This window comes from Nocardia puris (assembly GCF_003315035.1).
Classification (GTDB): Bacteria; Actinomycetota; Actinomycetes; order Mycobacteriales; family Mycobacteriaceae; genus Nocardia; species Nocardia puris.
The window spans coordinates 84907-110310 of record NZ_QNRE01000011.1 but is presented as its reverse complement, the minus strand read 5'-3'; the positions used below and the strand labels follow the sequence as shown (position 1 = coordinate 110310).

General features: G+C 69.7%; 29 protein-coding genes and 1 pseudogene. 14 read left to right on the top strand and 16 right to left on the bottom strand.

Annotation, left to right across the window (positions count from 1 at the left end):
* The first annotated feature begins 59 nt into the window (after positions 1 to 59).
* The 5 genes and pseudogenes from DFR74_RS24300 (at position 60) to DFR74_RS24280 (ending at position 5285) form a co-directional block, all read left to right on the top strand.
* A complete protein-coding gene (locus tag DFR74_RS24300; RefSeq protein WP_411719988.1) occupies positions 60 to 1166 on the top strand; it encodes a metal ABC transporter solute-binding protein, Zn/Mn family in 1107 nt (368 codons plus the stop codon).
* 11 nt (positions 1167 to 1177) lie between these two features.
* On the top strand, positions 1178 to 2071 hold the full coding sequence (locus tag DFR74_RS24295; RefSeq protein WP_067505561.1) for a metal ABC transporter ATP-binding protein: 894 nt from the start codon (positions 1178 to 1180) through the stop codon (positions 2069 to 2071).
* The gene (locus DFR74_RS24290; RefSeq protein ID WP_067505564.1) at positions 2068 to 2937 is read left to right on the top strand and encodes a metal ABC transporter permease; all 870 of its coding nucleotides are present in this window, start codon (positions 2068 to 2070) and stop codon (positions 2935 to 2937) included. Before DFR74_RS24295 ends, DFR74_RS24290 begins: the two co-directional genes overlap by 4 nt.
* Positions 2938 to 3256: 319 nt before the next feature.
* The gene (locus tag DFR74_RS24285) at positions 3257 to 4426 is read left to right on the top strand and encodes an acyl-CoA dehydrogenase family protein (RefSeq protein WP_067505567.1); all 1170 of its coding nucleotides are present in this window, start codon (positions 3257 to 3259) and stop codon (positions 4424 to 4426) included.
* A gap of 55 nt (positions 4427 to 4481) precedes the next feature.
* Positions 4482 to 5285 (top strand): annotated as a pseudogene (locus tag DFR74_RS24280) (enoyl-CoA hydratase/isomerase family protein).
* Between the two features lie 9 nt (positions 5286 to 5294).
* Here the strand turns inward: DFR74_RS24280 and DFR74_RS24275 are convergent.
* The 6 genes from DFR74_RS24275 to carD all read right to left on the bottom strand — a co-directional run bounded on the left by DFR74_RS24275 (position 5295) and on the right by carD (position 9755).
* Positions 5295 to 5573 (bottom strand): DUF4190 domain-containing protein, encoded by a 279-nt coding sequence (locus tag DFR74_RS24275; RefSeq protein WP_067505569.1) that lies wholly within the window; start codon positions 5571 to 5573, stop codon positions 5295 to 5297.
* 66 nt (positions 5574 to 5639) lie between these two features.
* A complete protein-coding gene (gene rlmB, locus DFR74_RS24270) occupies positions 5640 to 6614 on the bottom strand; it encodes a 23S rRNA (guanosine(2251)-2'-O)-methyltransferase RlmB (protein WP_113975276.1) in 975 nt (324 codons plus the stop codon).
* Positions 6614 to 8023: a cysteine--tRNA ligase gene (gene cysS / locus DFR74_RS24265; RefSeq protein ID WP_067505613.1), complete on the bottom strand. Its 1410-nt coding sequence runs from the start codon at positions 8021 to 8023 to the stop codon at positions 6614 to 6616. The genes rlmB and cysS overlap by 1 nt, the downstream gene beginning before the upstream one ends.
* Before the next feature lie 66 nt (positions 8024 to 8089).
* On the bottom strand, positions 8090 to 8557 hold the full coding sequence (gene ispF / locus DFR74_RS24260) for a 2-C-methyl-D-erythritol 2,4-cyclodiphosphate synthase (RefSeq protein WP_067505650.1): 468 nt from the start codon (positions 8555 to 8557) through the stop codon (positions 8090 to 8092).
* Positions 8558 to 8570: 13 nt separating this feature from the next.
* Positions 8571 to 9263, bottom strand: a complete 693-nt coding sequence (gene ispD, locus DFR74_RS24255) for a 2-C-methyl-D-erythritol 4-phosphate cytidylyltransferase (RefSeq protein WP_067505615.1) — start codon at positions 9261 to 9263, stop codon at positions 8571 to 8573.
* A gap of 3 nt (positions 9264 to 9266) precedes the next feature.
* Positions 9267 to 9755, bottom strand: coding sequence for an RNA polymerase-binding transcription factor CarD (carD, locus tag DFR74_RS24250; RefSeq protein ID WP_011206964.1), 489 nt, complete (start codon positions 9753 to 9755; stop codon positions 9267 to 9269).
* A 369-nt stretch (positions 9756 to 10124) separates the two neighbouring features.
* Here carD and DFR74_RS24245 point away from each other — a divergent pair, with 369 nt between their 5' ends.
* Genes DFR74_RS24245 through disA form a run of 3 tightly spaced genes read left to right on the top strand, consistent with a single transcriptional unit; the run spans position 10125 to position 13458 of the window.
* Positions 10125 to 10850 carry a hypothetical protein gene (locus DFR74_RS24245; protein WP_084537415.1) on the top strand — a complete coding sequence of 242 codons (726 nt, stop codon included), beginning with the start codon at positions 10125 to 10127 and terminating at the stop codon, positions 10848 to 10850.
* A 56-nt stretch (positions 10851 to 10906) separates the two neighbouring features.
* Complete coding sequence (radA, locus tag DFR74_RS24240; protein WP_067505618.1) at positions 10907 to 12301, top strand: DNA repair protein RadA; 1395 nt, start codon at positions 10907 to 10909, stop codon at positions 12299 to 12301.
* Positions 12302 to 12324: 23 nt separating this feature from the next.
* Positions 12325 to 13458 (top strand): DNA integrity scanning diadenylate cyclase DisA, encoded by a 1134-nt coding sequence (disA, locus tag DFR74_RS24235; protein ID WP_084537417.1) that lies wholly within the window; start codon positions 12325 to 12327, stop codon positions 13456 to 13458.
* Positions 13459 to 13542: 84 nt separating this feature from the next.
* On the opposite strand, the gene DFR74_RS24230 is transcribed toward disA, so the two are convergent.
* Both DFR74_RS24230 and DFR74_RS24225 read right to left on the bottom strand, forming a co-directional pair.
* Positions 13543 to 14193 carry a hypothetical protein gene (locus tag DFR74_RS24230; protein WP_067505621.1) on the bottom strand — a complete coding sequence of 217 codons (651 nt, stop codon included), beginning with the start codon at positions 14191 to 14193 and terminating at the stop codon, positions 13543 to 13545.
* A gap of 124 nt (positions 14194 to 14317) precedes the next feature.
* Positions 14318 to 14941: a carbonic anhydrase gene (locus tag DFR74_RS24225; RefSeq protein ID WP_067505624.1), complete on the bottom strand. Its 624-nt coding sequence runs from the start codon at positions 14939 to 14941 to the stop codon at positions 14318 to 14320.
* A 98-nt stretch (positions 14942 to 15039) separates the two neighbouring features.
* Here DFR74_RS24225 and DFR74_RS24220 point away from each other — a divergent pair, with 98 nt between their 5' ends.
* The gene (locus DFR74_RS24220; protein WP_067505626.1) at positions 15040 to 15951 is read left to right on the top strand and encodes an HhH-GPD family protein; all 912 of its coding nucleotides are present in this window, start codon (positions 15040 to 15042) and stop codon (positions 15949 to 15951) included.
* A gap of 33 nt (positions 15952 to 15984) precedes the next feature.
* Here the strand turns inward: DFR74_RS24220 and DFR74_RS24215 are convergent, their stop codons facing one another.
* The gene (locus DFR74_RS24215) at positions 15985 to 16728 is read right to left on the bottom strand and encodes an alpha/beta fold hydrolase (RefSeq protein ID WP_067505629.1); all 744 of its coding nucleotides are present in this window, start codon (positions 16726 to 16728) and stop codon (positions 15985 to 15987) included.
* A gap of 70 nt (positions 16729 to 16798) precedes the next feature.
* On the opposite strand from DFR74_RS24215, the gene mhuD reads away from it, so the two are divergent.
* The 4 genes from mhuD to DFR74_RS24195 all read left to right on the top strand — a co-directional run bounded on the left by mhuD (position 16799) and on the right by DFR74_RS24195 (position 18807).
* A complete protein-coding gene (gene mhuD / locus DFR74_RS24210) occupies positions 16799 to 17116 on the top strand; it encodes a mycobilin-forming heme oxygenase MhuD (protein ID WP_067505632.1) in 318 nt (105 codons plus the stop codon).
* A 228-nt stretch (positions 17117 to 17344) separates the two neighbouring features.
* Entirely contained in the window at positions 17345 to 17539 is a 195-nt protein-coding gene (locus DFR74_RS24205; RefSeq protein WP_067505635.1) for a CbtB domain-containing protein, read from the top strand.
* A complete protein-coding gene (locus tag DFR74_RS24200; RefSeq protein WP_067505638.1) occupies positions 17530 to 18309 on the top strand; it encodes a CbtA family protein in 780 nt (259 codons plus the stop codon). Before DFR74_RS24205 ends, DFR74_RS24200 begins: the two co-directional genes overlap by 10 nt.
* Before the next feature lie 36 nt (positions 18310 to 18345).
* Positions 18346 to 18807 carry a hypothetical protein gene (locus tag DFR74_RS24195; protein ID WP_067505641.1) on the top strand — a complete coding sequence of 154 codons (462 nt, stop codon included), beginning with the start codon at positions 18346 to 18348 and terminating at the stop codon, positions 18805 to 18807.
* A 128-nt stretch (positions 18808 to 18935) separates the two neighbouring features.
* Here DFR74_RS24195 and DFR74_RS24190 read toward each other — a convergent pair whose 3' ends face one another.
* The 3 genes from DFR74_RS24190 to DFR74_RS24180 all read right to left on the bottom strand — a co-directional run bounded on the left by DFR74_RS24190 (position 18936) and on the right by DFR74_RS24180 (position 20706).
* On the bottom strand, positions 18936 to 19376 hold the full coding sequence (locus DFR74_RS24190; protein WP_067505643.1) for an OsmC family protein: 441 nt from the start codon (positions 19374 to 19376) through the stop codon (positions 18936 to 18938).
* A gap of 57 nt (positions 19377 to 19433) precedes the next feature.
* Positions 19434 to 19883, bottom strand: coding sequence for an SRPBCC family protein (locus DFR74_RS24185; protein ID WP_067505646.1), 450 nt, complete (start codon positions 19881 to 19883; stop codon positions 19434 to 19436).
* A gap of 472 nt (positions 19884 to 20355) precedes the next feature.
* Entirely contained in the window at positions 20356 to 20706 is a 351-nt protein-coding gene (locus DFR74_RS24180; protein ID WP_198161694.1) for a Rossmann-fold NAD(P)-binding domain-containing protein, read from the bottom strand.
* Between the two features lie 317 nt (positions 20707 to 21023).
* Between DFR74_RS24180 and DFR74_RS24175 the strand changes: the two genes are divergently transcribed.
* The gene (locus DFR74_RS24175) at positions 21024 to 22448 is read left to right on the top strand and encodes a sensor histidine kinase (protein ID WP_113975266.1); all 1425 of its coding nucleotides are present in this window, start codon (positions 21024 to 21026) and stop codon (positions 22446 to 22448) included.
* 156 nt (positions 22449 to 22604) lie between these two features.
* Here DFR74_RS24175 and DFR74_RS35550 read toward each other — a convergent pair whose 3' ends face one another.
* The 4 genes from DFR74_RS35550 to DFR74_RS35540 all read right to left on the bottom strand — a co-directional run bounded on the left by DFR74_RS35550 (position 22605) and on the right by DFR74_RS35540 (position 25106).
* Complete coding sequence (locus DFR74_RS35550; protein WP_147265907.1) at positions 22605 to 22940, bottom strand: hypothetical protein; 336 nt, start codon at positions 22938 to 22940, stop codon at positions 22605 to 22607.
* Positions 22941 to 22994: 54 nt separating this feature from the next.
* On the bottom strand, positions 22995 to 23561 hold the full coding sequence (locus DFR74_RS35545) for a hypothetical protein (RefSeq protein ID WP_147265906.1): 567 nt from the start codon (positions 23559 to 23561) through the stop codon (positions 22995 to 22997).
* On the bottom strand, positions 23548 to 24351 hold the full coding sequence (locus DFR74_RS24165) for a hypothetical protein (protein ID WP_067514523.1): 804 nt from the start codon (positions 24349 to 24351) through the stop codon (positions 23548 to 23550). Before DFR74_RS24165 ends, DFR74_RS35545 begins: the two co-directional genes overlap by 14 nt.
* A gap of 203 nt (positions 24352 to 24554) precedes the next feature.
* Positions 24555 to 25106, bottom strand: coding sequence for a hypothetical protein (locus DFR74_RS35540; RefSeq protein WP_147265905.1), 552 nt, complete (start codon positions 25104 to 25106; stop codon positions 24555 to 24557).
* Between the last annotated feature and the right edge of the window lie 298 nt (positions 25107 to 25404).

Genomic DNA, 25404 nt, shown 5'->3' with positions numbered 1-25404 from the left:
ACGGTTTCCATTATGATCTAGAGCACTTTTGCGCTCGTTGCACCGCCAGGAGTACCCGCGTGACCAGCCTCGCCATGAAGTTCGCCGGAGTCGCCGCGGGTGTCGCCGCCGCGGTGGCGTTGACCGCCTGCGGTAGCGGAGACGACGCGTCCGACGGGATCACCATCGTCGCGTCCACCAACGTGTGGGGTGACGTCGCCAAGTCGGTGGCGGGGCCCGACGTGAAAGTCGAATCGCTGATCTCCGATCCGACCGCCGACCCGCACTCCTACGAGGTGACGGCGGTGCAGGCCGCCACGCTCACCGACGCCGACCTGGTCGTGTACAACGGCGGGCACTACGACGAGTTCGTCGAGAAGATCGTCGGCGGCAAGGGCAAGCGGACGGTCAACGCGGTCGAGATCGGCCAGGGCGACGACCACGACCACGGCACGCAGCCCACGACCCCGGCCGACGGGCACGGTGACGAACCGCGGCCGACCGCTCCGGCCGACGACCACGGTCATGACCACGGCGACGAGGCGCAGCCCACCGCCCCGGCCGACGACCACGGTCATGACCACGGCGACGAGGCGCAGCCCACCGCCCCGGCCGACGACCACGGCGGCGCGGGCACTCCGGCCTCCCCCGGCCACGATCACGACCACGGCAACGAGCACATCTGGTACGACGTGCACGTGGTCGGCGCGGTCGCCGAGCACATCGCCGAGGAACTGGGCGAGATCGACCCCGACCGCAAGCAGGACTACGCCGACCGCGCCGCCGCGTTCACCGCGCGCCTGGCCGGCATCGAGGCCATCACCGACCGCATCGCGGCCGAACACCCGGACCAGCCCGTCTTGCAGACCGAACCGCTGGCCACCTACCTGCTGCTCGCCGCGAAGGCCCAGGACCGCACGCCGCACGAGTTCCAGGAAGCGATCGAGCAGGGCACCGACCCGTCGCCCGCCGCCGTCGCCGCCGTGCGCCAGCTCATCGAGGGCAAGCAGGTGCGCGCGCTGATCTACAACATCCAGACCGAGGACAAGACCACCGAGGACGTGCGGGCGCTGGCCGAGGCGGCGGACATCCCCGTCGTCGAGGTGACCGAAACCCTGCCCGAGGGCGTGGATTACATTCAGTGGCAGACCGCGAACGCCGAGGCGCTGGCCGAGGCGTTGCGCTGATCGGGGACACCATGGGAGAGGCGACCGCGCTGACCGGAGACACCGCACGGGTGCGGCGGGCCGCCGACGGCTCGTCCGCGCTGCGGCTCGAGTCGGCGCGGCTCGCCTTCGGCGAACGCACGCTCTGGCAGGACCTGGATCTGGACGTCGCGCCCGGCGAGTTCATCGCCGTGCTGGGACCCAACGGCTCGGGCAAGACCTCGCTGCTGAAGGTGCTGCTGGGCCAGCTCGCGCTGAGTTCGGGCCGCGCGTTCGTGGCCGGTGCCGCCGCGCGTATGGGCAATCACCACATCGGCTACATCCCACAGCAGAAGACCATCGACTCCGGCGTGCAATTGCGCGGGGTGGACCTGGTCGGGCTGGGCGTGGACGGACACCGCTGGGGGCTCGGGCTGCGTGGACGGGCCGAGCGCAAGCGCAAGGTGGACGCCGCCGTCGCCGCCGTGGGCGCGCAGAAGTACGCGCACGCGCCGCTGGAGACCATGTCGGGCGGTGAGCAACAGCGGCTGCGGGTGGCCCAGGCGCTGGTCGGCGACCCGACCGTGCTGCTGTGCGACGAGCCGCTGCTGAGCCTGGACCTGGCCAACCAGCGGCTGGTGGCCGAACTCATCGATCGGCGCAGGCGCGAGCACGACACCGCCGTGCTGTTCGTGACGCACGAGATCAATCCCGTTCTGCCGCTGGTGGATCGGGTGCTGTACCTGGTGGACGGCAAGTTCCGGATCGGCACGCCCGACGAGGTGATGACCTCGGCGGTGCTCTCCGAGCTCTACGGCACCGAGGTCGACGTGCTGCGCGTGCGCGGGCGGCTGGTGGTGGTCGGCACCGGCGACACCATGGACGCGCTGGGCGCCGCGGGCGCGCACTGCCACGCCGACTCCGATCTGGGCGGGGTCAAGGCGTGATCGACAAGCTCTCCGACGTCTTCTCGAAGATGTTCGACCTGTCCACCACGGCCGATCTGCTCGGCTACGACTTCGTGCAGCAGGCCGTGCTCGCCGCGGCGCTGCTCGGCCTGCTCGCCGGGGCGATCGGACCGCTCATCATCAGCAGGCAGATGTCGTTCGCGGTGCACGGCACCAGCGAGCTGTCGCTGACCGGCGCGGCGGCCGCGCTGCTGGCCGGGGTCGGCGTGGGACTGGGCGCGATCGCCGGATCGGTGGTGGCGGCCGTGCTGTTCGGCGTGCTGGGCACCCGTGCGCGGGAACGCGATTCGGTGATCGCCGTGGTGCTCTCCTTCGGTCTGGGGCTCTCGGTGCTGTTCCTCTGGCTGGGGCCCGAACGCGCCGGGTCGAAGTTCTCGCTGCTCACCGGTCAGGTGGTGAGCGTCGGCTACGACGGGCTGGCGCTGCTCATCACGTGTTCGGCGCTGGTGCTCGCGGTGCTGGCCGCGATCTACCGGCCGCTGCTGTTCGCCAGCACCGATCCGGAAGTGGCGGTGGCGCGCGGGGTTCCGGTGCGCGCGCTCTCGATCGTGTTCGCGGTGCTGCTCGGCGTCACGGCCGCGTTCGGCGTGCAGATCGTCGGCGCCCTGCTGGTGCTCGCCATCCTCATCACCCCCGCCGCGGCCGCCGCCCAGATCACCGCCGACCCGGCCCGCGCGACCGTGCTGGCGATCGTGTTCGCCGAGGTCTCGGCGGTCGGCGGCATCCTGCTCTCGCTGGCGCCCGGCGTGCCGGTGTCGACGTTCGTCACGACGATCTCGTTCGCGATCTACCTGGTGTGCCGGGTGGTCGGGGCGCGCAAGCGCAAACTCGCGCGCGTGCGCTGAGATTCGCCGCCGGTGCGCCACGAATTCCGTGTGCCGCGCTGTGACTCGCGCGCGTGCGCTGAGATTCGCCGGTGCGGGAGGTCGGCAGGTGGACGAACTCGTGGCTCGTGTCGAGCGCTGTCGGCGATACGCCGTGCGCCGAAGGCCCGTGGTGGAGACCGGTCGAAGCTGGCCGAGCACACCTGACGCGTCGTTCCGGAACTACGAACCCATCGCGGGACTTCGACGCTCGACAGCATTTGATGGCAGCCGCCTTCAGTCGCCCCGGCACGGTTTCGTATGCTCGACGCAAACGCCGCCGAACGAATGGTGATCACCGATGATCGACTTCACGATTCCCGCCGAACTCGCCGCCGAGCGCGACCGCGTCCGCCAGTTCGTCATCGACCGGATCGTCCCGTTCGAGCGCGACCCGCGCCTGACCCAGCACGGCCCCACCGACGACCTGCGCCAGGAACTCGTCGAACTCGCGCGCGCCGAGAAGCTGCTCACGGTGCAGGCGCCGGTGGAACTCGGCGGGCGCGGGCTCACCCACGTCGAGCAGGCCGTCCTCTACGAGGCGGCCGGCTGGTCGACGCTGGGGCCGATCGCCATGAACTGCGCCGCGCCCGACGAGGGCAATATGTTCCTGCTGTCCAAGATCGCGAACCCGGAGCAGACCGAGCGCTACCTGGTGCCGGTGATCGACGGCAGGCAGCGGTCGGTGTTCGCCATGACCGAGCCCGAGGGCGCGGGCTCCGATCCCGCCCAGCTCTCGACCGAAGCCACCTTCGACGGCGAGAACTTCACCGTCAACGGGCGCAAATGGCTCATCACCGGCGCGAACGGCGCAAAGACGTGGATCATCATGGCCCGCCTCGCGCCCAACCCGCACCTGCCCGAGGGGCCGACGCTGTTCCTCACCGACGGCGACCAGCCGGGCATCGTCATCGAACGCACCATGAACACCATGGACCGCAACTACGTCGCGGGCCACGGCGTGGTGCGCTTCGACAACCTGGTGCTGCCCCGCACCGCGCTGCTCGGCGAGGCGGGCCAGGCGCTGCGCTACGCCCAGCTGCGCCTGGCGCCCGCGCGGCTCACGCACTGCATGCGCTGGCTGGGCGCGGCCGAACGCGCGCAGAGCATCGCCATCCAGCACGCCAAGACCCGCACCGCGTTCGGCAAGCCGATCGGCGAGCACGAGGGCGTGTCGTTCATGTTGGCCGACAACGAGATCGCGCTGCACCAGTGCCGCCTGACCATCTGGCACGCCTGCTGGCTGATGGACAACGGCGAGAAGGCCCGCCACGAGAGCTCCATCGCGAAGAGCTACGTCTCCGAGGAACTGTTCAAGGTCGCCGACCGCTGCGTGCAGGTGCTCGGCGGCATCGGCATCAGCGACGAGACCGTGGTGGAGATGATCTTCCGCGATATGCGCGCCTTCCGCCTCTATGACGGCCCCACCGAGGTGCACAAGTACGCCATCGGCCGCAAGATCCTGCGGTGAACGGGCCGCGCGGAGCGGCCGTGCCCGCGACACCCATCCACTACGATCCATGGGCATGAGTTCGGAACTGCTCGTCGATGTCTCCGCGGGCATCGCCGTGCTCACGCTCAACCGCCCCGCCCAGCAGAACGCCTTCACGCCCGCGATGGCGGCCGAACTCGGCGCCGCGCTGCAGCGGTGCGACGCCGAGGACGCGATCCGGGTGGTGGTGATCACCGGCACCCCGCCCGCGTTCTGCGCGGGGGCCGACCTGTCCAGCCGGGTCGGCGAGGTCAGCGCCACCATCGAGCCCGCGCCGTGGAAGGTGCGCAAGCCGGTGATCGCGGCGGTGAACGGGCACGCGGTCGGCATCGGGCTGGCGCTGGCGTTGCAGTGCGATCTGCGCTACGTCGCCCGCGACGCGGTGTACGGGCTCAGCCAGGTGCGCCGCGGCGTGCTGGCCGACGGCTACGCGCACTGAACGCTGCCGCGCCTGGTCGGCATGGCCAACGCGGCCGACATCATGCTCACCGGGCGCACCTTCGACGGCGACGAGGCCAAGGCCATGGGCCTGGCCAACGCCTGCCTGGCGGGCGGCGAGGTGCTGCCCACGGCGCTGGCGGTCGCGCACGACCTGGCCAACGGGTCCGCGCCGCTGCCGGTCGGGCTGTCCAAGCGGCTGCTGTGGGAGGGGCTCGGCATGACCCCGGCCATGGTGGGTCAGCTGGAGTCGGAACTGAACGCGCAGGTCGCCAAGAGCGTCGACGGCGGCGAGGCGATGGCCGCGTTCCGCGATCGCAGGCAGCCCAACTGGACCGGCAGCATCAGCTCCGAATGGCCGTCCTGGGACGGCGGCGCCGAACGCCCCGTGCTGGACTGAGCGGTCGGCTCAGGCGCGACCGCCGACCATCACGAACAGGAACAGAATCGCGATCAGCACCATGAGGACGGTGCCGATGATCCCGAGCGTCATGCCCACCATGACCTGCACGCGACCGCCGACGGCGCCGTTGGAGTCCTCGATCTGATCGACGGCGCGCTTGCCCATCGCCCACGCGACCGGGCCGAGCGCGCCGCAGCAGAAGATGCTGGCGGCGCCTAGCGCGAGCACCGCGTTGGCGTGCGGATGCTCGACCGGGCTGCCGACAGGCTGGTTGGGTATCACCACCAGCCGAATTCTACGGGGCCGGAGCGCTTTTGCGCTTCAGGCCGCAAGTCCGATTTCGGCTACCGGTCAGGACCGCCGCTGCCGCGCCACCTCGGCCAGCACCACGCCCGCCGCGACCGACGCGTTCAGCGACTCCACCGGGCCCGCCATCGGGATGCTCAGGACCGCGTCGCACGTCTCGCGCACGAGCCGCGACAGGCCCTTGCCCTCCGAGCCCACCACGATCACGGTGGGCACGCTGCCGTCGAACTCGTCCAGCGTGACGTCCCCGCCCGCGTCCAGGCCGATGATCTGGAAGCCGCGGTCGGCCCAATCCTTCAGCGTGCGCGTCAGATTCGTCGCCCGTGCGACCGGCAGCCGGGCCGCGGCACCCGCGCTGGTGCGCCAGGCCACGGCCGTGACACTGGCGCTGCGGCGCTGCGGGATGACCACGCCGTGCCCGCCGAACGCCGCCACCGAGCGGATCACCGCGCCCAGGTTGCGCGGGTCGGAGATGTTGTCCAGCGCGACGAGCAGCGCGGGCTCGGCCGAACTCTGCGCCCGGTCGGCCAGATCGTCGGGGTGGGCGTAGCGGTACGGCGGCACCTGCAGCGCCAGGCCCTGGTGCAGGCCGTTGCTGCTCATCCGGTCCAGGTCGGTGCGCGGCACCTCCAGGATCGAGATGCCCGCGTCGGCGGCCAGCTGCACGCTCTCGCTGAGGCGTTCGTCGTTCTCGGTGCCGACCGCCACGTACAGCGCGGTCGCGGGCACCTCGGCGCGCAGGCACTCCACCACCGGGTTGCGGCCGAGCACCAACTCGGGACCGTCGTCCCGGCGGCCCCCGGCCCGGCCCGGCGCGCCGCCGGACTTCGGGCGCGCCTGCGCCGCACGGGCCTTGGCCGCCGCGCGCTTGGCGGCGGGATGCTTGGTGCGCAGCTCGGCGGGCGGGGTCGCGCCGCGCCCCTCCAGACCGCGCCTGCGTTTGCCGCCGGACCCGACGACCTGCCCCTTCTTGGTGCCGCCCTTGCGGATCGCACCGCGCCGCTGCGAGTTCCCTGCCATCAGTTCGCCTTTCCGCGCGCGTTGCCCAGCGACCATTCGGCGCCCCGGGGTGTGTCGGTGACCTCGATACCCGCGGCCTGCAACCGGTCGCGCACGGCGTCGGCACTGGCCCAGTCCTTGTCGGCGCGGGCCTGCTGACGGCGCTCGAGTTCGGCCTCGACGAGTACGTCCAGCGCCTCGCGGGCCGCCGAATCGTCCTGCCCGCCGTGCCACTGCGGATCCAGCGGGCAGACCCCGAGAATGCCGAGCATGGCCCGCACCTGGCCGGCCAGCTCCAGCGCGGTGTCGGTGGCGCCCGCGTCGAGGGCCTTGTTGCCCTCGTGCACGGCGCGGTGCACCTCGGCCAGCGCGCGCGGCACGGTGAGGTTCTCGTCCATGGCGGCGGCGAACTCGTCGGTCCACTTGCCGACCGGGACCTCGCCGACGCGTTCGACCACGCGGTGCACGAACGCCTCCATGCGCTGGTAGGAGGCGGCCGCGTCGTAGAGCGCCTTCTCCGAGTACTCCAGCACCGAGCCGTAATTGGCGCTGCCGAGGTAGAAGCGCAGCTCCACGGCGCGCACCATCTTCAGCACGTTGGGCACCGAGAGCGTGTTGCCCAGCGATTTGGACATCTTCTCCCCGCCCAGGGTGACCCAGCCGTTGTGCAGCCAGTACCTGGCGAAACCGTCGCCGGCGGCGTTGGACTGGGCGATCTCGTTCTCATGGTGCGGGAACACCAGATCCATACCGCCGCAATGGATGTCGAACTCCGGGCCGAGGTAGTACTCGGCCATCGCGGAGCACTCCAGGTGCCAGCCGGGGCGACCCGCGCCCCACGGCGACGGCCAGCTCGGCTCGCCCGGCTTCGCGGCCTTCCACAGGGTGAAATCGCGCGGATCGCGCTTGCCCTCGCCCTCGAGCACCCGCTCGCCCTGGTGCACGTCCTCGATGCTGTGCCCGGACAGTCGGCCGTAGGCGGGGAAGCTCAGCACGTCGAAGTAGACGTTGCCCTCGGCGGCGTAGGCGTGCCCGCGGTCGATGAGCCGCTGCATCAGCTGGACCATCTGGGTGATGTGCCCGGTGGCGCGCGGCTCCGCCGAGGGCGGCTGCACGCCGAGCAGCCGGTACGCCTCGTCGAAGGCGCGCTCGTGCGTGGCGGCCCACTCCCACCAGGGACGGCCCGCCTCGGCGGCCTTGGTGAGGATCTTGTCGTCGATGTCGGTCACGTTGCGGATGAAGAGCACGTCGTAGTCGTGCGCCTGCAACCACCGGCGCAGCACGTCGAACGCGACGCCGCTGCGCAGATGACCGATATGGGGTTGCCCCTGCACCGTCGCCCCACAGAGGTACACCGAAGCGCGGCCGGGAACCAGCGGCGCGAATTCGCGCATGGTTCGGCGTTCGGTGTCATAGAGGCGCAGTGTCACGGGGGTCGATCCTAGTCGGTCTAGCTGGGGGATCGTGCCCCGGCTCGACCGGCGGGCACGGTGGTGCTATACGTCCTCGCGCAGCAACGCGGTGGCGATCGCGGCGACACCCTCGCCGCGGCCCGTGAGGCCGAGCCCGTCGGTGGTGGTACCCGACACCGAAACCGGCGCGCCCAGCAGTTCGCCGAGCACCCGCTGCGCCTCCTCGCGGCGCGGCCCGATCTTGGGCCGATTGCCGATGACCTGCACTGCGGCGTTCACGACCGCGAAGCCGGCGGCCCCGAGCAGCCTGCGCACCTCGGTGAGCATGGCCGCGCCGGAGACGTTCGCCCACTCCGGGCGGCCGGTGCCGAACACCGCGCCCACATCGCCGAGGCCGGCCGCGGAGAGCAGCGCGTCGCACAGCGCGTGCGCGGCGACGTCGCCGTCGGAGTGGCCCGCGCACCCGTCGTCGCCGTCGAACAGCAAGCCGGCCATCCAGCACGGGCGGCCGGGTTCGATGGGGTGGACGTCGCTGCCGATACCAACTCGCATGGCCACGACGTTCTCATACGCCGCGCGCGGCGGCGCACAGCGTCTCGGCCAGGCGCAGATCCAGCGGGGTGGTGATCTTGAAGGCGAGCGGGTCGCCGGGGATGGTGCGCACCGCGATGCCGAGGCGTTCGACCAGTCCCGCGTCGTCGGTGGCGGGCACGTCGGCCGCGTAGGCCTCGCGCAGCACGCCCGCAGCGAAGCCCTGCGGGGTCTGGATGGCGCGCAATGTGGCGCGATCGGGGGTGCCGGTGACGACGCCCTGCGCGTCGACCGACTTGACGGTGTCGACCACGGGCAGCGCGGGGACCACCGCGCGATGACCGGCGCGCAATTCGGCGGCAACCCGCGCGATCAGGCCGGGCGGGGTCAGCGCGCGGGCGGCGTCGTGCACCAGGAAACTTCGGGCATCCGGGGCGGCCGCGATACCGGCGCGCACCGAGTCGGTGCGTTCGGCCCCGCCGACCACCACGTGCACGGCGTCCGAGGGCGGCAGCAGGGCGACTGCGCTCTCGACCAGTTCGGCGGGCACCATGACGATGACACGGTCGACCGCGCCCGAAGCCAGCAGGCCGTCCACGGCCAGCCGGACCATAGGCGTGCCGCCGACCGGGACGAACGCCTTGGGCATGTGTTCACCCAGGCGAACGCCACGACCGGCGGCAGGCACCAAGGCAACGACGGAATTGTCGCTGTCGGCGTCGTTCACGGTCTAGGAAGCCGCGGCGAGGACCTCGTCGAGCAGCGTCTCGGCCTTGCCGTCGTCGGTTCCCTCGGCGAGCGCGAGCTCACCGACGAGGATCTGACGGGCCTTGGCGAGCATCCGCTTCTCACCGGCGGACAGCCCGCGATCCTGCTCCCGGCGCCACAGGTCGCGCACGACCTCGGCCACCTTGTTCACATCGCCGGAGGCGAGCTTCTCGAGGTTGGCCTTGTAGCGGCGGGACCAGTTGGTCGGCTCCTCGGTGTGCGGCGCGCGCAGCACCTGGAAGACTCGGTCGAGACCCTCCTGGCCCACGACGTCGCGCACACCTACGTATTCGGCGTTTTCCGCGGGAACGCGGACGGTGAGGTCACCCTGTGCGACCTTCAGGACCAGATACTCTTTTTGCTCACCCTTGATGGTGCGAGTCTCGATTGCTTCGATCAGCGCCGCTCCGTGGTGGGGGTAAACGACGGTGTCTCCGACCTTAAAAATCATGTGTCCCGTGCCCCTTTCGATGTTCACAGTTTAACATGCGACTCGATAACGGCGCGATCAACTGTGCAGGTCAGGGCCACAACTAGCGCGCCGAGGGGGTTGACAGAACCCGCTCGGTGTGCATTACGTTGTGCCGTAACGAGTTATCGACCGGCACCACCTGGGCCCGAGACGCCGCCCTCTTCCGGGCACTCCACCCGCTACTCGACCCTGCGGGCCACCGAACCGTTATCCAACGGATGCCGACCGCACGCGGTGTCGCGGCGCGGACACGCCGGGCCGGGCGCGGCCTTCCCGATGTCGACTACTACGCTGCCTAGTTACTACTCTCCGTAGCGGAGTGATCCCGGTCGACATGGAGGACAACCCGTGACTGCCCAGAATGCTGTGACCGCCTCGCCGGTGGCGCGCAAGCCTCGTCTCATGGTCACCGTTGCCGCACTCGCCGCGGGCGCGGCCCTGGCGCTGTCCGGCTGCAGCGCGGGACAGGTCTCCCAGACCGCCAACCAGGCTCCGGCCATCAACGGCAACAACATCGATGTGGAGCAGATCTCCCTGCGCAACGTCCACATCGTGTACCCGTCGGAGGGCTACACCAACACCCAGGGCGGCAAGGCGGTGCTCGCGCTGGCCATCGTGAACAACAGCGGCACCGTCACCGACGAGCTGACCAGCGTCACCACCGACCTCGGCACCGTGACGATCACCCCGCCCACCGGCGACCGCGTGCTGAGCGTCGGCCCGCAGCAGACCGTCGTGGCCGCGGCCACCGCCGGCGCCGCCGGCGAGCACGGCGACGACCACGGCTCCGCGCCGACCACCTCTCCCACCGCCGAGCCGACGGCCTCGCCGACCACCCAAGCCCCGGCCACCTCGGCGCAGCCGCCCATCGACCCCGAGGCGAACCAGGCGCTCATCGAGATCACCGGGCTGACCAAGGACATCACCCCGGGCCTGACCTACACCGTGTCGTTCAACTTCAAGCAGAACGGCACCGTCCAGGTGCAGGTCCCGGTGGACGCGGGCGTCGAGGCCGACCGGCACGAGTCCGACAAGTCCGGCCCCGCGCCCGAGGGCGCGGGCGGCGGCCACTGAGCCGACGCGCCGGCGCGCGCTGACGCGGTCCGACATCCCGAGAGGCGGGGGCGCCTTTGGCCAGGAACAAGCCGGTCTTCCGGTGTTCGGCGTGCGCGCACGAGGTCGCCAAGTGGGTCGGCAAATGCCCGGAGTGCGGGGCGTGGGGCACGGTCGACGAGGTCGCCGCGTCCACCTCCGCCGCCGCACCCGGCCGCAAGGCGATGCTGCCGAGCACGGCCGCGGCGCCCATCTCCACCATTGATTCGAAGGTCACCAGGGCCAAGCCGACCGGCGTGAACGAGCTGGACCGGGTGCTCGGCGGCGGCGTCGTGCCGGGTTCGGTGGTGCTGCTCTCCGGCGAGCCGGGTGTGGGAAAGTCCACGCTGCTGCTCGAGGTGGCGCACCGCTGGGCCGCCGCGCGCGACGAGCGGGCGCTCTACGTGACGGCCGAGGAGTCGGCGGGCCAGGTGCGGTTGCGCGCCGACCGCACCGGCGCGGTGCACGAGCGGGTCTACCTGGCGGCCGAATCGGATCTGTCGGTCGTGCTCGGACACGTCGAGCAGGTGCGCCCGACACTGCTGGTGGTCGACTCCGTGCAGACCATGCTGGCGCCCGACGTGGACGGCGTGATCGGCGGCGTCACGCAGGTGCGCGCCGTGACGGCCGCGCTCACCTCGCTGGCCAAGGCCAGCGGTGTGGCCGTGCTGCTGGTCGGCCACGTCACCAAGGACGGCAACGTCGCGGGCCCGCGCACGCTGGAGCACCTGGTCGACGTGGTGTTGCAGTTCGAGGGCGACAAGAACTCCACGCTGCGCATGGTGCGCGGCCTGAAGAACCGCTTCGGCAGCGCCGACGAGGTCGGCTGTTTCGAGCTGCACGAGGACGGCATCGCCGGCGTCGACGATCCGTCCGGGCTGTTCCTGCACCACCGCACCGAGACCGTCCCCGGCACCGCGGTCACCGTGGCCATGGACGGCAAGCGGCCGCTGGTCGGCGAGGTGCAGGGACTCACCGTGCGCACCGAGATCCCGCAGCCGCGCCGCGCCGTGAGCGGCCTGGACTACAACCGGGTCGCGATGGTGCTCGCCGTCCTGCAGAGCCGGGGGCGGGTGTTCCTCGGCAAGCACGACGTCTACGCGGCGACCGTGGGCGGGATGCGGCTCGTGGAGCCCTCCGCCGACCTGGCCATCGCGCTGGCCATCGCCAGCGCCGAAGCCGATACGGCGATCCCCGCGGGCTGGGTGATCCTCGGCGAGGTCGGCTTGGCGGGCGAGGTGCGCAAGGTGACGGGGGTGGCTCGTAGGCTGGCCGAAGCCGAACGGCTCGGGTTCACCACGGCGCTGGTGCCGCCGGGCCTGGAGCGGGTGAAGAACGGGGGGATGCGCGTGCACGAGGTGGGTGACGTGCGGTCGGCGCTGCGGATCAGCGGACTGCGCTCGGGACGGTCACCGCGGGGCGAGGCCGAGTGATCCCGGGCCGGTGGGCCGCGTATCTGCGCGGCAGGTCGGTCCCGCCGAAGCCGCCGCGCGAGGCGCCCGAGCACTCGCCGCTGCCGGAGGTGATCGCCAGGATCGCGCCGGGCACCGCGCTGCGCGACGGCCTGGAGCGCATCCAGCGGGGCCGCACGGGCGGGCTGATCGTGCTCGGCTGGGACGAGCGGGTGCGCGCCCTGTGCGACGGCGGTTTCGAACTCGACGTGGACTTCGCGCCGACCCGGCTGCGGGAACTGTCGAAGATGGACGGCGCGGTGGTGCTCACCGCCGACGCGTCGCGCATCGTGCGCGCGAACGCGCACCTGGTACCCGACCCGTCACTGCCCAGCGCGGAATCCGGCACCCGCCACCGCGCGGCCGAGCGCACCGCCGCGCAGACGGGCCATCCCGTGGTGGCCGTGAGCAAATCGATGCGCACGATGACGGTCTACGTGGCCGGTGTGCGCCACCTGGTGCAGCCGTCGGCGGCCATCCTGACGCGCGCCGATCAGGCGCTGGGCACGCTGGAGCGCTATCGCGGCGGCTACGACGACGTGTGCGCCGAGCTCACCGCCGCCGAACTCGAGGATGTGGTCACCCTGCGCGACGCGCTCGGCGCGGCGCAGCGGCTGGAACGGATGCGCCGCGTGGGGCACGAGATCGAGCGCGATGTGCTCGAGCTCGGCGTGGACGGCAGGCAGTTGGCGCTGCGGCTGGAGGAGCTGATCGGCGACAGCGCGTGGTCGCGCGAACTGCTGGTCCGCGACTACCTCGCGGGCCCGGTCACCCCCGCGACCGTCGAGCGGGCGCTGTCGGGCATGGACGCGCTCACCGACGCCGAACTGCTGGACCCGGCGAGCCTGGCCGCGCCGCTGGGCTATCCGGACGGCGCGGCGGCGCTGGAGCGCCCGGTGCGCCCGCGCGGTTTCCGCGTGCTGGCCCGCATCCCGCGCCTGCGGTTCACCGATATCGAGACGCTGGTGTCGGCGTTCGGGAGCGTGCAGGGGCTGCTGGCCGCCACCGTCGCCGATCTGCAAGCGGTGGACGGCATCGGCGTGCCGCGGGCGGCGCGCATCAGGGAGGCGCTCACCCGGCTGGCCGCGCTGAGCCCGGACCGCCCGTTCGACCGTCCCGGCCCGATCCGCCGGTTCTGAGCGGGCCCGATTGCGCGGTGCGGGCTTCCAGCGCGCCGCCCCGATCACGCCGGGCGCGGACCGAATCGCCGAAATCCGCTCCGCTCAGGCGATATTGAACGGCTCGGCCGCGCTGCGCACCGAACCCAGTTGCGCGACAACCGAATACGCGCCCGGCGGCACCGGCACGCGCTCGCCCGCGCAGTTCGGCTGGGAGGTCGATCCCGACCAGGTGACCTGGAAGGCCGCCTGCTCGCCGCCGTTCATATCGCGCACGTCGGGCTGGCCGTCGGGGTAGCAGTCGGTGCTCGACCAGAGCCTGCGGGTGCCGTCGAGGGTGTAGACCGAGATCTGCTGCAGGCCCGAACCCACGTCGCGCGAGCAGGTCTCCGAGGAGATGTTGGTGATGACGATCCCGAACACCGGCTGTTCGCCGACCTGATAGGTGGGCTGCTCGACGGTCACCTTCACCGCCAGCGACTGATCGGGGCACTGGCCCGCCGCCCCCGCGGGCGCGGCGCTCGGCGCCGGGGTGGCACTCGGGTCGGCGGTGTCGGATTCCGGTGCGGCCGAGGTCGACGTCGCCGCGGTGGTCGTCGAGGTCGCGGCCGCGGTTCCGCCGGGCGAGTCACCGCCGCGGGCGACCATCACCACGAGCCAGATCACCAGCGCGAGCACCACGACGAGAACTCCGATGGCGAAAACGCGACGACGCCAGTAGATCTCCGGAGGCAGTGGTCCAGTCGGTTCCAGCACGTCTCAAACTTACGGCCACGACCGGGTGGGGCGTCTCAGGACCTCGGCGTGTCGGGCCGGTCGGCGCGGGCGTGGCGCCCGCGCCGACCCCCGCACGCTGGGGATTCGGCCCGCCCGGACCGGATCAGACGACCTCGCCGATATTGCCGACGACGCGCTGCAATTTGACCTGGCCGTCGGCCAGCTTGTACGTCACGCACGCGATCGCGAGCTGACCGGTGGCCACCCGCTGGGAGATGATCATCGAGCGCTGCATGAGCAGCTTGCTGGTCTCCACCACGTGCCTGGCCTCGAACTCGTCCACCCCGGACAGGCCCTCGCGGCGCCCGATCAGGATGGACGGGGTGACCCGCTCCACCACGCTGCGGATGAACCCGCCGGGCACCTCGCCGCCGTCGAGCGCGTCGATGGTGGCCTTCACGGCGCCGCAGCTGTCGTGTCCGAGCACCACGATCAGCGGCACGTTCAGCACGTGCACGCCGTATTCGATGGAGCCGAGCACCGAGCTGTCCACCACGTGCCCCGCCGTGCGGACCACGAACATGTCGCCGAGTCCCTGGTCGAAGATCAGTTCGGCGGCCACCCGGGAGTCGCCGCAGCCGAACAGGATGGCGTGCGGATGCTGACCGGCCACGAGCTTGGCCCGGTCGGCCGCGCCTTGGCTAGGATGCATCAAATTGCCATTGACGAAGCGCTCGTTGCCCTCGCGGAGGGACTTCCAGGCACTTATCGGATTGGAACCAGGCATATCGCCATTGTGCACATGCCGATGGTTACCAGCGAGTCCGCTTCGTTACGGGCCGGCAAAGATCGACTGGCCGCCGCTCGGCGGGGACGGTGAGGGAGATGCGCGGCGGTACCGACATCCGGCGGGGTCCGGGCACGGGCCACGTCGACCACGACGCGCTGCTGGACTGGTACACCGAGTCCGCGCGCGATCTGCCCTGGCGACGCCCGGGCGTGACGGCGTGGCAGATCCTGATGAGCGAGATCATGCTCCAGCAGACGCCGGTGGTGCGGGTCGAGCCGATCTGGCGGGAGTGGGTGGCGCGCTGGCCGGTGCCCTCGGCGATGGCGGCGTCCTCGCAGGCCGAGGTGCTGCGCGCGTGGGGCAAGCTCGGCTATCCGCGCCGGGCCCTGCGGCTGCACGAATGCGCGCGGGTGCTCGCCGCCGAGCACGGCGACGAGGTGCCCGCCGACGTGGACGTCCTGCTGAGCCTGCCCGGCATCGGCGCGTACACCGCGCGCGCCGTCGCGTGCTTCGCCTACGGGCAGCGGGTTCCCGTGGTGGACACCAACGTGCGGCGCGTGGTGGCGCGGGCGGTGCACGGGCGCGCGGAGGCCGGCAACCCGTCGTCGCGGGATCTGCCCGAGACCGAGGCGCTCCTGCCCGCGCAGGTGGCCCGCGCCGCGAAGTTCTCCGCCGCCCTGATGGAGCTGGGCGCTACGGTGTGCACGGCCCGCACCCCGGACTGCGCGCGCTGCCCGCTGCCGGACTGCGCCTGGGTGGCGGCCGGGCGGCCCGTCTCGGACGTGGTGCGCCGCACGCAGAAGTACGAGGGCACCGACCGCCAGGCCCGCGGCCGCCTGCTCGACGTACTGCGCGACGCGAGCGGACCGGTCGAGCGGGTGCGGCTGGATCTGGCGTGGACGCGCGATCCGGGCCAGCGAGACCGGGCGCTGGATTCGCTGCTGGTGGACGGGTTGATCGAGCAGACCGCCGACGGATTGTTCGCGCTCGCGGGCGAAGGCGGCTGACCCGGTTCAGCCCGCTCAGCCGGTCACGAGGCCTCAGTCCAGGACGCGCCGCAGGAACTTCTCCACGGCCTCGCGATAGCGCTCCGGTTGGTCGTCGTGCACGAGGTGCCCGGCGCCGCGGACCAGCACGTGCTCGGCGTTGGGGTTGGTCTCGGCCATCTCGCGCATCTGGCCGGGCGGGGTGATGGTGTGCTCGCCCTCGATGAGCAGCGCGGGCACCCGCACGGCCCGCCACTCGTCCCAGAAGTGGCGGCCGCCCCACTCCTCGGAGATGTCGCGGAAGGTGGCCACCGAGCCGTGCAGCCGGTAGCCGTCGGGACCGTGGCTGAAGGAGTTCAGGAAGTACCGGCCCGCGACCGGGCCGAAGTAGTCGAGCACCGAATCGGCGTCCGGGAACGGCTGCGGCCAGGACTCGATCATCGCGGCCCAGTCGGCGGCCGTGCGGCCGGTGAAATCCGGCGCGATGTCCTCCACCACCAGCGCCCGCACCCGCTCGGGGTGGCGGGCGGCGAAGACCCAGCCGTGCAGCGCGCCCATGGAATGGCCGATCACCACCATCGGCTCGGTGAGGTGCGCGGTGGCCTCGGCCAGATCGGTGACGAACGCCTCGGTGCTGAGTTCGGCGGGCGCCGGACGGCCGTGGCCCGCGGCGTCGAAGGTGTAGACGTGGCCGTGCCCGCGCAGCCAGTCGAGCTGATCGCCCCAGGTCCGGGCGCTGCCCATCAAGCCGTGCAGCAGCAGGATCGGCACCCCTGCTCCGCCTTCGTCGTACCACATCGGCTCGATTGTGCCCGGTCGAGGCGTCGGCGCGCGCATCGCACCCGCCGCGCCGACGTATTGTCGGGGCATGGCTGTCGTGAAGATCAACGCGATCGAGGTCCCCGAGGGCGCGGGTCCCGAACTGGAGAAGCGGTTCGCCCACCGCGCGCACGCCGTGGAGAATTCCCCCGGCTTCCTCGGTTTCCAGCTGCTGCGTCCCACGGCGGGCGAGAACCGCTATTTCGTGGTGACACAGTGGGATTCGGAGGAGTCCTTCGCCGCCTGGCGCGACGGGCCCGCCCGCGCCGCGCACGCGGGGTCCGGCGAACAGAAGCCGGTCTCGACGGGCGCCTCGCTGCTGGAGTTCGAGGTGGTGCTGGACGTGGCGGCCAAGCCCGCGTCCTGACGCGTATTGACGCCGATGGCGTGGAATGTCACAGTTCGAGATGACCAAAGCGAGGGTGATGCGGTAATTCCGGTGTGAATCCGGAGCGGTCGCGCCACTGTGTTCCTCGCACCGAGTCCGTCCCGAGCCGTTCGCGGCCCGGCGGGAACGGTGCCGGAAAGCCAGACACCGGCACCGTCGCGACCGCCCATCTCACGGGGACGCGCCCCTTCCCCTAGGAGGACTCGAATGGCCATCGCGCATTCACCCGCACGGGAAACCGATTCCCTGGCAACCGTGCTCGTCACGGTCGGTGTCGTTCTGCTCGCACTGCTCACCCTGTACCTGGTCGGCTTCGACCAGGGGACCCTCTCGCGCGGCGGGATGTTCCTGCACGAGCTGATGCACGACGGACGTCACCTGCTGGGTGTCCCGTGCCACTGACCGGAACACTGAAGACCCTGCTGCTGCGCGGCCTGCTGGCCGGTTTGATCGCCGGTCTGCTGGCCGCCACGGTGGGCTATTTCGTCGGCGAGCCCAAGATCGACGCCGCCATCGCCATCGAGGAGGCGGCCGCCGCGCACGCCCCCGAGGAGGAGGCGGGCGGTCACTCGCACGGCGAGGGGGACGACGGGGCCGCGGTGAGCAGGTCCGGACAGAAGTTCGGCCAGTTCCTCGCACTCGGCATCACCGGTCTCGCGGTGGGCGCCCTGTTCGCCTCGGTCGGGCACTACGCGCGGCGCCACACCGCGCTGCCGGGGCCGAAGCTGGCCCTCGCGCTCGGTGTGGGTGGTTGGGCCGCGATCGTCGCGGTGCCGTTCTTCAAGTACCCGGCCAATCCACCGGCCGTGGGCGATCCGGAGACCATCAACGAGCGCACCTGGTTGTGGGTGGCCGTGGTCCTGCTCGGCCTGGCGGCCGTCGGCGCCGGGGTGTACGTGTACAAGCTGCTCGCCGGGCAGCTGGACACGGTGCGCCTGATCGCCGGTGTCGCGGCGTTCGTGCTGATCACCGCACTGGGCTACGTGCTGCTGCCCGGGATCGACGAAGTGGCCGAGGATTTCCCGCCGAGCCTGCTGTGGCAGTTCCGGGTGTCGTCGCTGGCCGTCACGACCACGCTGTGGGCCGCGCTCGGCCTGGTGTTCGCGGCGCTCACCGAGTTCGCCTCGCGCTCTGGCACCACGGTAGGGGAGGAAGTCGCTACCGCGGCGTGATCCGCGACGAGACGTGAAGGCGCAGTGTCGGTTTCCATGACCGACACTGCCCCTTCCGTTCCGCGACCGGTCTCGATCGCGTTCACCGGAGTTGTGGTCGCCCTGCTCGCCGGAGTAGCCGAGGCACTCGTCCACATCGCCGTCGCGCTCGACACCGCCGAGGCCGATGTCGGAGGGCTCGCCGTCGGACTCGCGGTGCGAGCGGCGCTCTACCTGGCCGTGCTGGCGGCGGCCGTGCTGATGTCGCGCGGCAGTCATCCGGCGCGGCTGGCGCTCACCCTCGGGCTCGGCGTGGTGGGGCTGTCCTCGCTGCTGATCGAACCGGCCACCGCGGTGCTCGACGGCGGAATCCCGTGGAGCGCGGCCACACCCGGCACGCTGCTGATCGCGGTCCTGCGGGCTGTGCACGTCGCGGCGGTGCTCGTCGCCGTGCCCGCGATGTGGGCGTCCGGCGCTCGCGCGCACTTCGCCGGTCGACACGCCACGAGTTTCGGGTAGCCAAACAAATTTATTTGGACTACCTTGTGATGGGTCGGAGCGTGTACCGACAGTCACCGCGGTCCCGCGCCACGTACACCCGGCGCGGGACCGTGTCCGGTGAGACGACTCCCGCGCGGGGAGAACCGTCAGGCCAGCGCGGCGTCGAGGGTGATGCTGTCGACGCCCGCGAGCGCCTTGGAGACCGGGCAGCCCGCCTTGGCGGCCTCGGCCACGGCGATGAAGCCGTCGGCGTCCAGGCCCGAGACCCGGGCGCGGACGGTCAGCTTGATACCGGTGATGCGGAAGCCGCCCGCCGGGTCGGGGCCGAGCGTGACATCGGCGGTGACGTCCAGGCTCTCCGGGGTGCCGCCCGCGTTGCCGATCTGGGCCGACAGCGCCATCGCGTAGCAGGAGGAGTGCGCCGCCGCGATGAGTTCCTCGGGGCTGGTGGTGCCGTCGGCCGCGTCCGCGGAACGCTTGGGGAACGACACGTCGTACTTGCCGACACCGGAGCTGGTCAGTTCGACCTGGCCGGAACCGTCCTGCAGTCCGCCGGTCCATGCGGTGCGCGCGGTGCGTGTGGGCATCGTTGTCCTTTCACGAGGGTGGACGAGTTCGTCTGATCCGAACCTACTCGCCCGCGCTCAGTCCGCGGGGCTCAATCGGCTGTCCAGCCGTTCCAGCAGCGCGAGCCACTCCCGTCCGTGGCGCCGGGCCGCCTCCTCCCCCGGAAATCCGGCGTGGCGCAGGCGAAGCCGGATGCCCCGCGGCTGCTTGACGAACCCGATCGTCACCACGGTCTCGGCGCCCTCGGTCGCGCGGGTCACCCACGTGAACTCGATGGTGCGCTCGGGCTCGAGGCGCAGGAACCGGCCGTAGTGCGGCACCCGCTCACCCTCGGCCTCGGTCTCGAAGTAGAACGGCTCGCGCACGGCGGGGGTCATGCGCACGGAATCCGGTACGGCCAACCAGATGTCGAAGCCCTGGGTCAGCGCGGCGTACAGCAAACCCGGCGGGGATTTCATCACCCGCTCGACGGTGATCTCGTGCGGCCGCGTGGACAGATCCGGTGTGCGAACGGGCTGGGCATTCATGACCGGACCATACTCCGCCCGGCGGACTCAGCCGGGATCGGTGACGCGCGCGAGCACGATTCCGCCCAGAATCAGCGTGAGGGCGAGAAATCGGCCGAGCGGACACGATCTTGTGCACGACCACGCCGAGCGCATCGGGGCTCGGTCCGAATCCGGACCGGGCGCTCGTGACGCGCGACCGCGCGGTCCACAAGAGCTCGCTGCTGGAGGGCCTGCCGGACTTCATGACCCGGCTCTGGACGCGCGAATCCTCTTGGTGCGCAGCATGATCAGCTGCAAGCCGTGCCCGCGTACTCACAACCCGCCGAGGGCGGCGCTACTCCCCTCGGCACGCGCGAGCCAGGAGTCGGCTCTCCGCAAGCGAATCACTCTGGCGCGCAACATGATCAGCCGCGAGCCGGGCGCACGCGTTCAGGACCGGCGAGGGCGGCGCGACCCCTCGGTACGCGCGCCGCCACCGCCCGACTTCCGCTCAGAAGCGGTCCTTGTGCTCGGTCACCCACTCCGCGAACGTGCGCGCGGGGCGGCCGAGGATCCGCTCGACGGTGCCGTCGGGTGTGCTCGCCGATGCCGGCGGGTCGGCGTACCAGCCGATCACGTACTCGGCGTCGGCGCGCGAGACACCCGTCGCGAGCAGCCGGTCGATCGCCCGCTCGCGGCTGATCTGCTCGAAGACGATCGCGCGGCCCACCGCCTCGGCCAGCATCGCGACGCGCTGTCGCGGCGTGAGCGCCTCCGGGCCCGCGAGGTTGTAGGCGCGGCCCGCGTGCCCGTCCTCGGTGAGCGCCACGGCGGCGACCGCACCGAGATCGGGCCCCAACATTCGTTCAGATCAAGCCCCGTGTTCGACCCGATATGGGGAATCGACCGGATCGGCCCCGGCGATCGCGCCGAATTCCGGCCGACGGCGCGACGCCTGCCGGTGAAGTAGAACCGAGCACCCCGATTGCTCTCGGCGGGAAGAGGTTCGGATCGTCGACCCCATGGGCCGGGCCGCGGCGACTCGACGACATGCCCCCGCTGGACGTTCGAGGTCACCCGCGTAGCGAGGGCGATCGCGACCTCCGCGTTTGCGGCGAGAACGCCGCAAATGCTCGGTTGACGGGCGCCGAACGGCGGTCGGCCGCTTAGGCTGCAAGGGTGAATGCGCCAGGCAAAGCGAATCGTGGCTCGGTCGTGCGGGACTGGGGCATCGCGGCGATCGTCGCCGCGATCCAGGTGGGGGGCGGCTACGCGGTGAACGCGAGCCAGTCCGGGGTGCGGGCGCTGGACGTATTCGGCTACGTGTTGCTGGTGGCGGGGCCGCTGGCGCTGGGCCTGCGGCGGGTGCAGCCGCTGCCGGTGCTGGGGGTCACGCTGGCCGCCTGCGGGCTCTACCTCGCCGTCGGCTACGGATTCGGGCCGGTGGTATTGGCTTTCGCGATCGCCTTCCTCACCGCCGCCGTGCACGGAAACCGTTGGTGGACATACCCGGTCGTGCCCGCCGCGTACCTGCTGTTCGTGTGGCCGGCGCCCGCGCTGCTCGGCAGGCACACCGACCTGTGGGCGGCGTTCGGCATCCTCGGCTGGCTCGCGGCGCTGGTGGCGGCGGCCGAGGTGCTGCGCCAGTGGCGCATCGCCGAGCGGGAGCGCCGGGCGCGGGCCGCGGCGGCGCGCCGCGACGAGAAGGCCCGACGCGAACGGTCCGAGAACCGCAGGCGCCTGGCGACCGCGCACGAGCTGCACGACGCGCTGGCGCACAACATCTCGGTGATCAACGTGCAGTCCTCGATGGCGCTGGAACTGTTCGACAAGAAGCCGCAGCAGGCGCGCAGCACGCTCGCCGCGATCAAGATCGCCAGCCGGGAATCCCTGGCCGAGGTGCACAAACTGCTCGGCGTGATCCGCGCCGGGGTCAGCGCCGAGGATCTGGAGGAGGCCGAGCAGCACCCGCTGCCCACCCGCCCGGCGCGTCCGCGGCGCGGCGCCTGGCGGGCCGCGCCCCGGCTGGAGGTGCGCGAGCCCGCGCACCAACCCGAGCCGGAGCCCGAACCCGCGCCCGTCGCGCCCGAGCCGGTGCGCCTGCCCGACCCGAGCATCGACGACCTGGACGTGCTGCTGCGCGGCGTGCGCGCCGACGGGCTGAACGTGGAGACCAAGATCGTCGGCGAGGTGCGTCGCCTGCCGGGCACCATCGACGTGGCCGCCGCGACGATCATCCTGGAATCCCTCGACAACGTGCTGCGGCACGCCCCTGGCGCCGGCGCGAACGTCACCATCCGCTACACCGCCGATTCGCTCGACCTCACCATCGACAATTCCCGCCCCACCACCACGCCCGCCCGCACCGGCCCGGTCGGCAACGGCATCATCACCATGCGCAAACGCATCCACGCCCTCGGCGGCGCCCTCACCGCGGGCCCGCGCCCCAGCGGCGGCTATCGCGTCGCCGCCCGCCTCCCCTCCGACACCGGCTTGCGCCGCGTCCCCGCCGCGGTGGGGGCCGAGGGCAACGGAAAGGTCGAGCCCGCGCCGAAGGAACCCACGGCGAACGTCTCGGAAACCCCTGAACCCGACAAGAATTGAGCCCGCGTCCGCCGTTCGTGTCGGACCGGTCCCCGATGACGGACAACAGTTACGGCTCCGCGTACACCAGTCGCGGACGATCCGGTCTCGCGTCGCTTGCGACCACACCCCGGGACGCCGCAGCGCGAACAACCGCAGCCGGAGCGGTCTCACGCGTTACGGGCTGCCCAAATTCTTCAAGCTGTCTTCGAGCCTCTTGATCTCCGTCTCTTGCGCCGTCTGCTGGTTGTCGAAGCTGACAGCTGCCGCGTGTAGCGCGTTTCCCACCTGTTCGGCTGCGGGAACACTCTCGTTCAGGCGGTCCTGAATGTATTCCGCAGCCTTTGAATAGGCCTCCCAGACTCCCATGAACAGGGGGCCGAATTGCACCACCGTATATTTCAAGTTATCGATCGAAGCGGCAGATTTTCGCAGATCTGGCACTGCTTCCGTGAGCCACGCCTTGGAGACATTCTCCAAGTGACCTATCTCGACATTCAGATCCTTGGCCACTTGCGACCAACCCTTCCAGTGAAATCAATCCAGCATGGCACACCTCAGTCACTGTCACGGCCGAGGTACGATCACCCATGTCGCCAGTTCTTCATCACGAGAGAGCGTGCCGTCCCACCGGTTGTTCTGAAAATTCTCATCGGTGAGTAGGTCTTCGTAGGGCGTCCTCGTGAATCCCAGGTTGCTAATATCAACAATAGCGATCCGTGGTGCCAGCTCCGTCCTCTTCAAAAACCGAGCGATATCGGTCGCGGCGGCACGTAGATCGTCCACATGTGTGGAGGTCGGAACATTGAGATCTACCGCGACTACGACCATACCTGGCTGGCTTGTCAGTTCATTGATGTCAACATCGGATAGGCAAGTGCCAGTCGGAAGCGGCATTTCAGCCATTTTGGGTGTCAGATACTTTTCATCCGCGTTACGCCACTCGGGAACGGTCGTCCTGTCGACACAAGTGACGGGGAGAGTTGTGGATGCAGGTGGCGAACTGGTCTCCACGCTCGAAGGCGTGACAATCCCCGAGCTACAGCCCATCAGCGCAATAGACGCCACGACTAACAAAGAAGCTGCCGCGAGCGAAGATGGAACACCTATCTCGTATCGATCAGTCTTCGCCATCCAACTTCCAATCATCGCTCTTATTGTCGAACTGGTCAGTCACGGTCGCCGGCCAGGTATGATTCCCGTTCGAATCGATCTCGAGACCAGCCGGGCTCTTGATGAGATTGGTGAGGGTATTCGAAGCCTGCCACACCTTGGTTTGCGTCTCAACAAAATCAGCCATGGCCTGAACCACCAGTTCGACAGCCGTTACAACTGCGGAGTTCAGATTGTTTACTGTCCATATCGCGGCGGCTCCCGCCGTTACCGACGTCTCCGCAGAAAATGTCGCGACGTTAGCCACAATGGTTGCAAGATTGTTTATGATGTTGTAGTAGAGAGTCCGACCCTCCTGCGCCACGATAATGAGCTGATCGTGAATGGTGTTGCACATGTCCGTGATACCGGTCATCGCCGCCTGCTGGCTCAGTTTCGTCGCGTTGAATGCCTTGGCAGCACTACCATCCCATCGCCCATCCATACTCAGCTCACGACGGCCCACTCTGCGATTGACCACGCCGACCTCGGCACCCAGCGCTTGCCATCGGGCCGCATAATCCACGAACAGCCAGGGCGCGAACATCCCCTCGTTGGCCTTCTCGAGTTCAGCGAAGAGTTCTTTCAGCTTTGCTTGGATATCATCCCGAACGCCGGTCACCTTCAAATATATAGGCCAGGCCACGATCTTCAGATCGTCCACCGTATCGTTGATAATGTCTGGCGTCTTCTTTACTTCGTCTACCGCATCGGAAAACTTCTCCCGCAGTTCGGCCAGCTTGGATTCGGCCAGTTCCGGATAGTCCGTCATTACCGCGCAGGTCCCATTCGTATTGTGAGCAGTTAGGTCAGAGTTCCATATTTCGAATCACCGTCGTACGGCGCCGAGAACCAGCGCACGTCCGTTCGATTCGTACAATGGTCCGATCAGCCGCTTTCAGGGAGTTCAGTAAACAGATCGAGATATCGTCATGGCGACCAACGCATCGCAGGAATCCCCTCCCATATTCCTGGCTACCCAAGTGAATGCTCAGTCAAGTAGCGCTCATGTCTGACCAACCGCGACGCCAACTCACGATTCGACTCTTGATTGAGATAGACGTCGTTGACCGACTCGTACTTCCGGGCCCTGACTTGATCGCAGCATTCGACAATGTCCTGTGCGACGAATTCAGAATTCATCGCTCTAACCCATTCGGGATCGACACGGAGCGAGATCAGCCTTGACAACGATGCAGTCACTGTTAGCGTCGGTTCACCATGCAGATTGTAGCCGGGCCCGTGCACCGTATAAGGCTTGTCGAGAAACAGCTGGTCATAGAGTTCGCGATACTCGTCGAGGGTCCGGGTCCGCAATAGGAGTGGCGCAGCATCGTGCAGGGAAGGTACCGTCGGTTTCGGCACGGTTCCAGACTCTGCATATTGCACAGCCAATTCATATACAGCATAGTGGTATGCGTCCAGTATGGACTGCTCGTACTGCGCCGGGTAGAATGCATCTTTCCAACCGTTGCTGAACCTTATTTCGGTCGGCAAGCGATCGCTACCGACCCGGACTGTCACCATGGAAGACTTCTGCGGCGGTGCTATCCTGATCGTCGCGCGAGAAGCGACACCCTGGGGCGGCGGTGTTACCGAGCCAGGTGGATCCGCATTCACTGGGGGAGGGAAAGCAGGAACCGATGCCGACGCACTCGGAGCCGACTGGGGTCTCACAATCGGCTCATCATCCCAGAACTCATCTGGGTCATCGTAGTGGTTGAAATGCCCTTGTACCGGCATCAGCGTACCTCACGGCGACCGTTGAAACCTGACGCGAGCAGCGCATTCTTCGCCGAGATCAGCAACTCTTCCCCCATTTCGC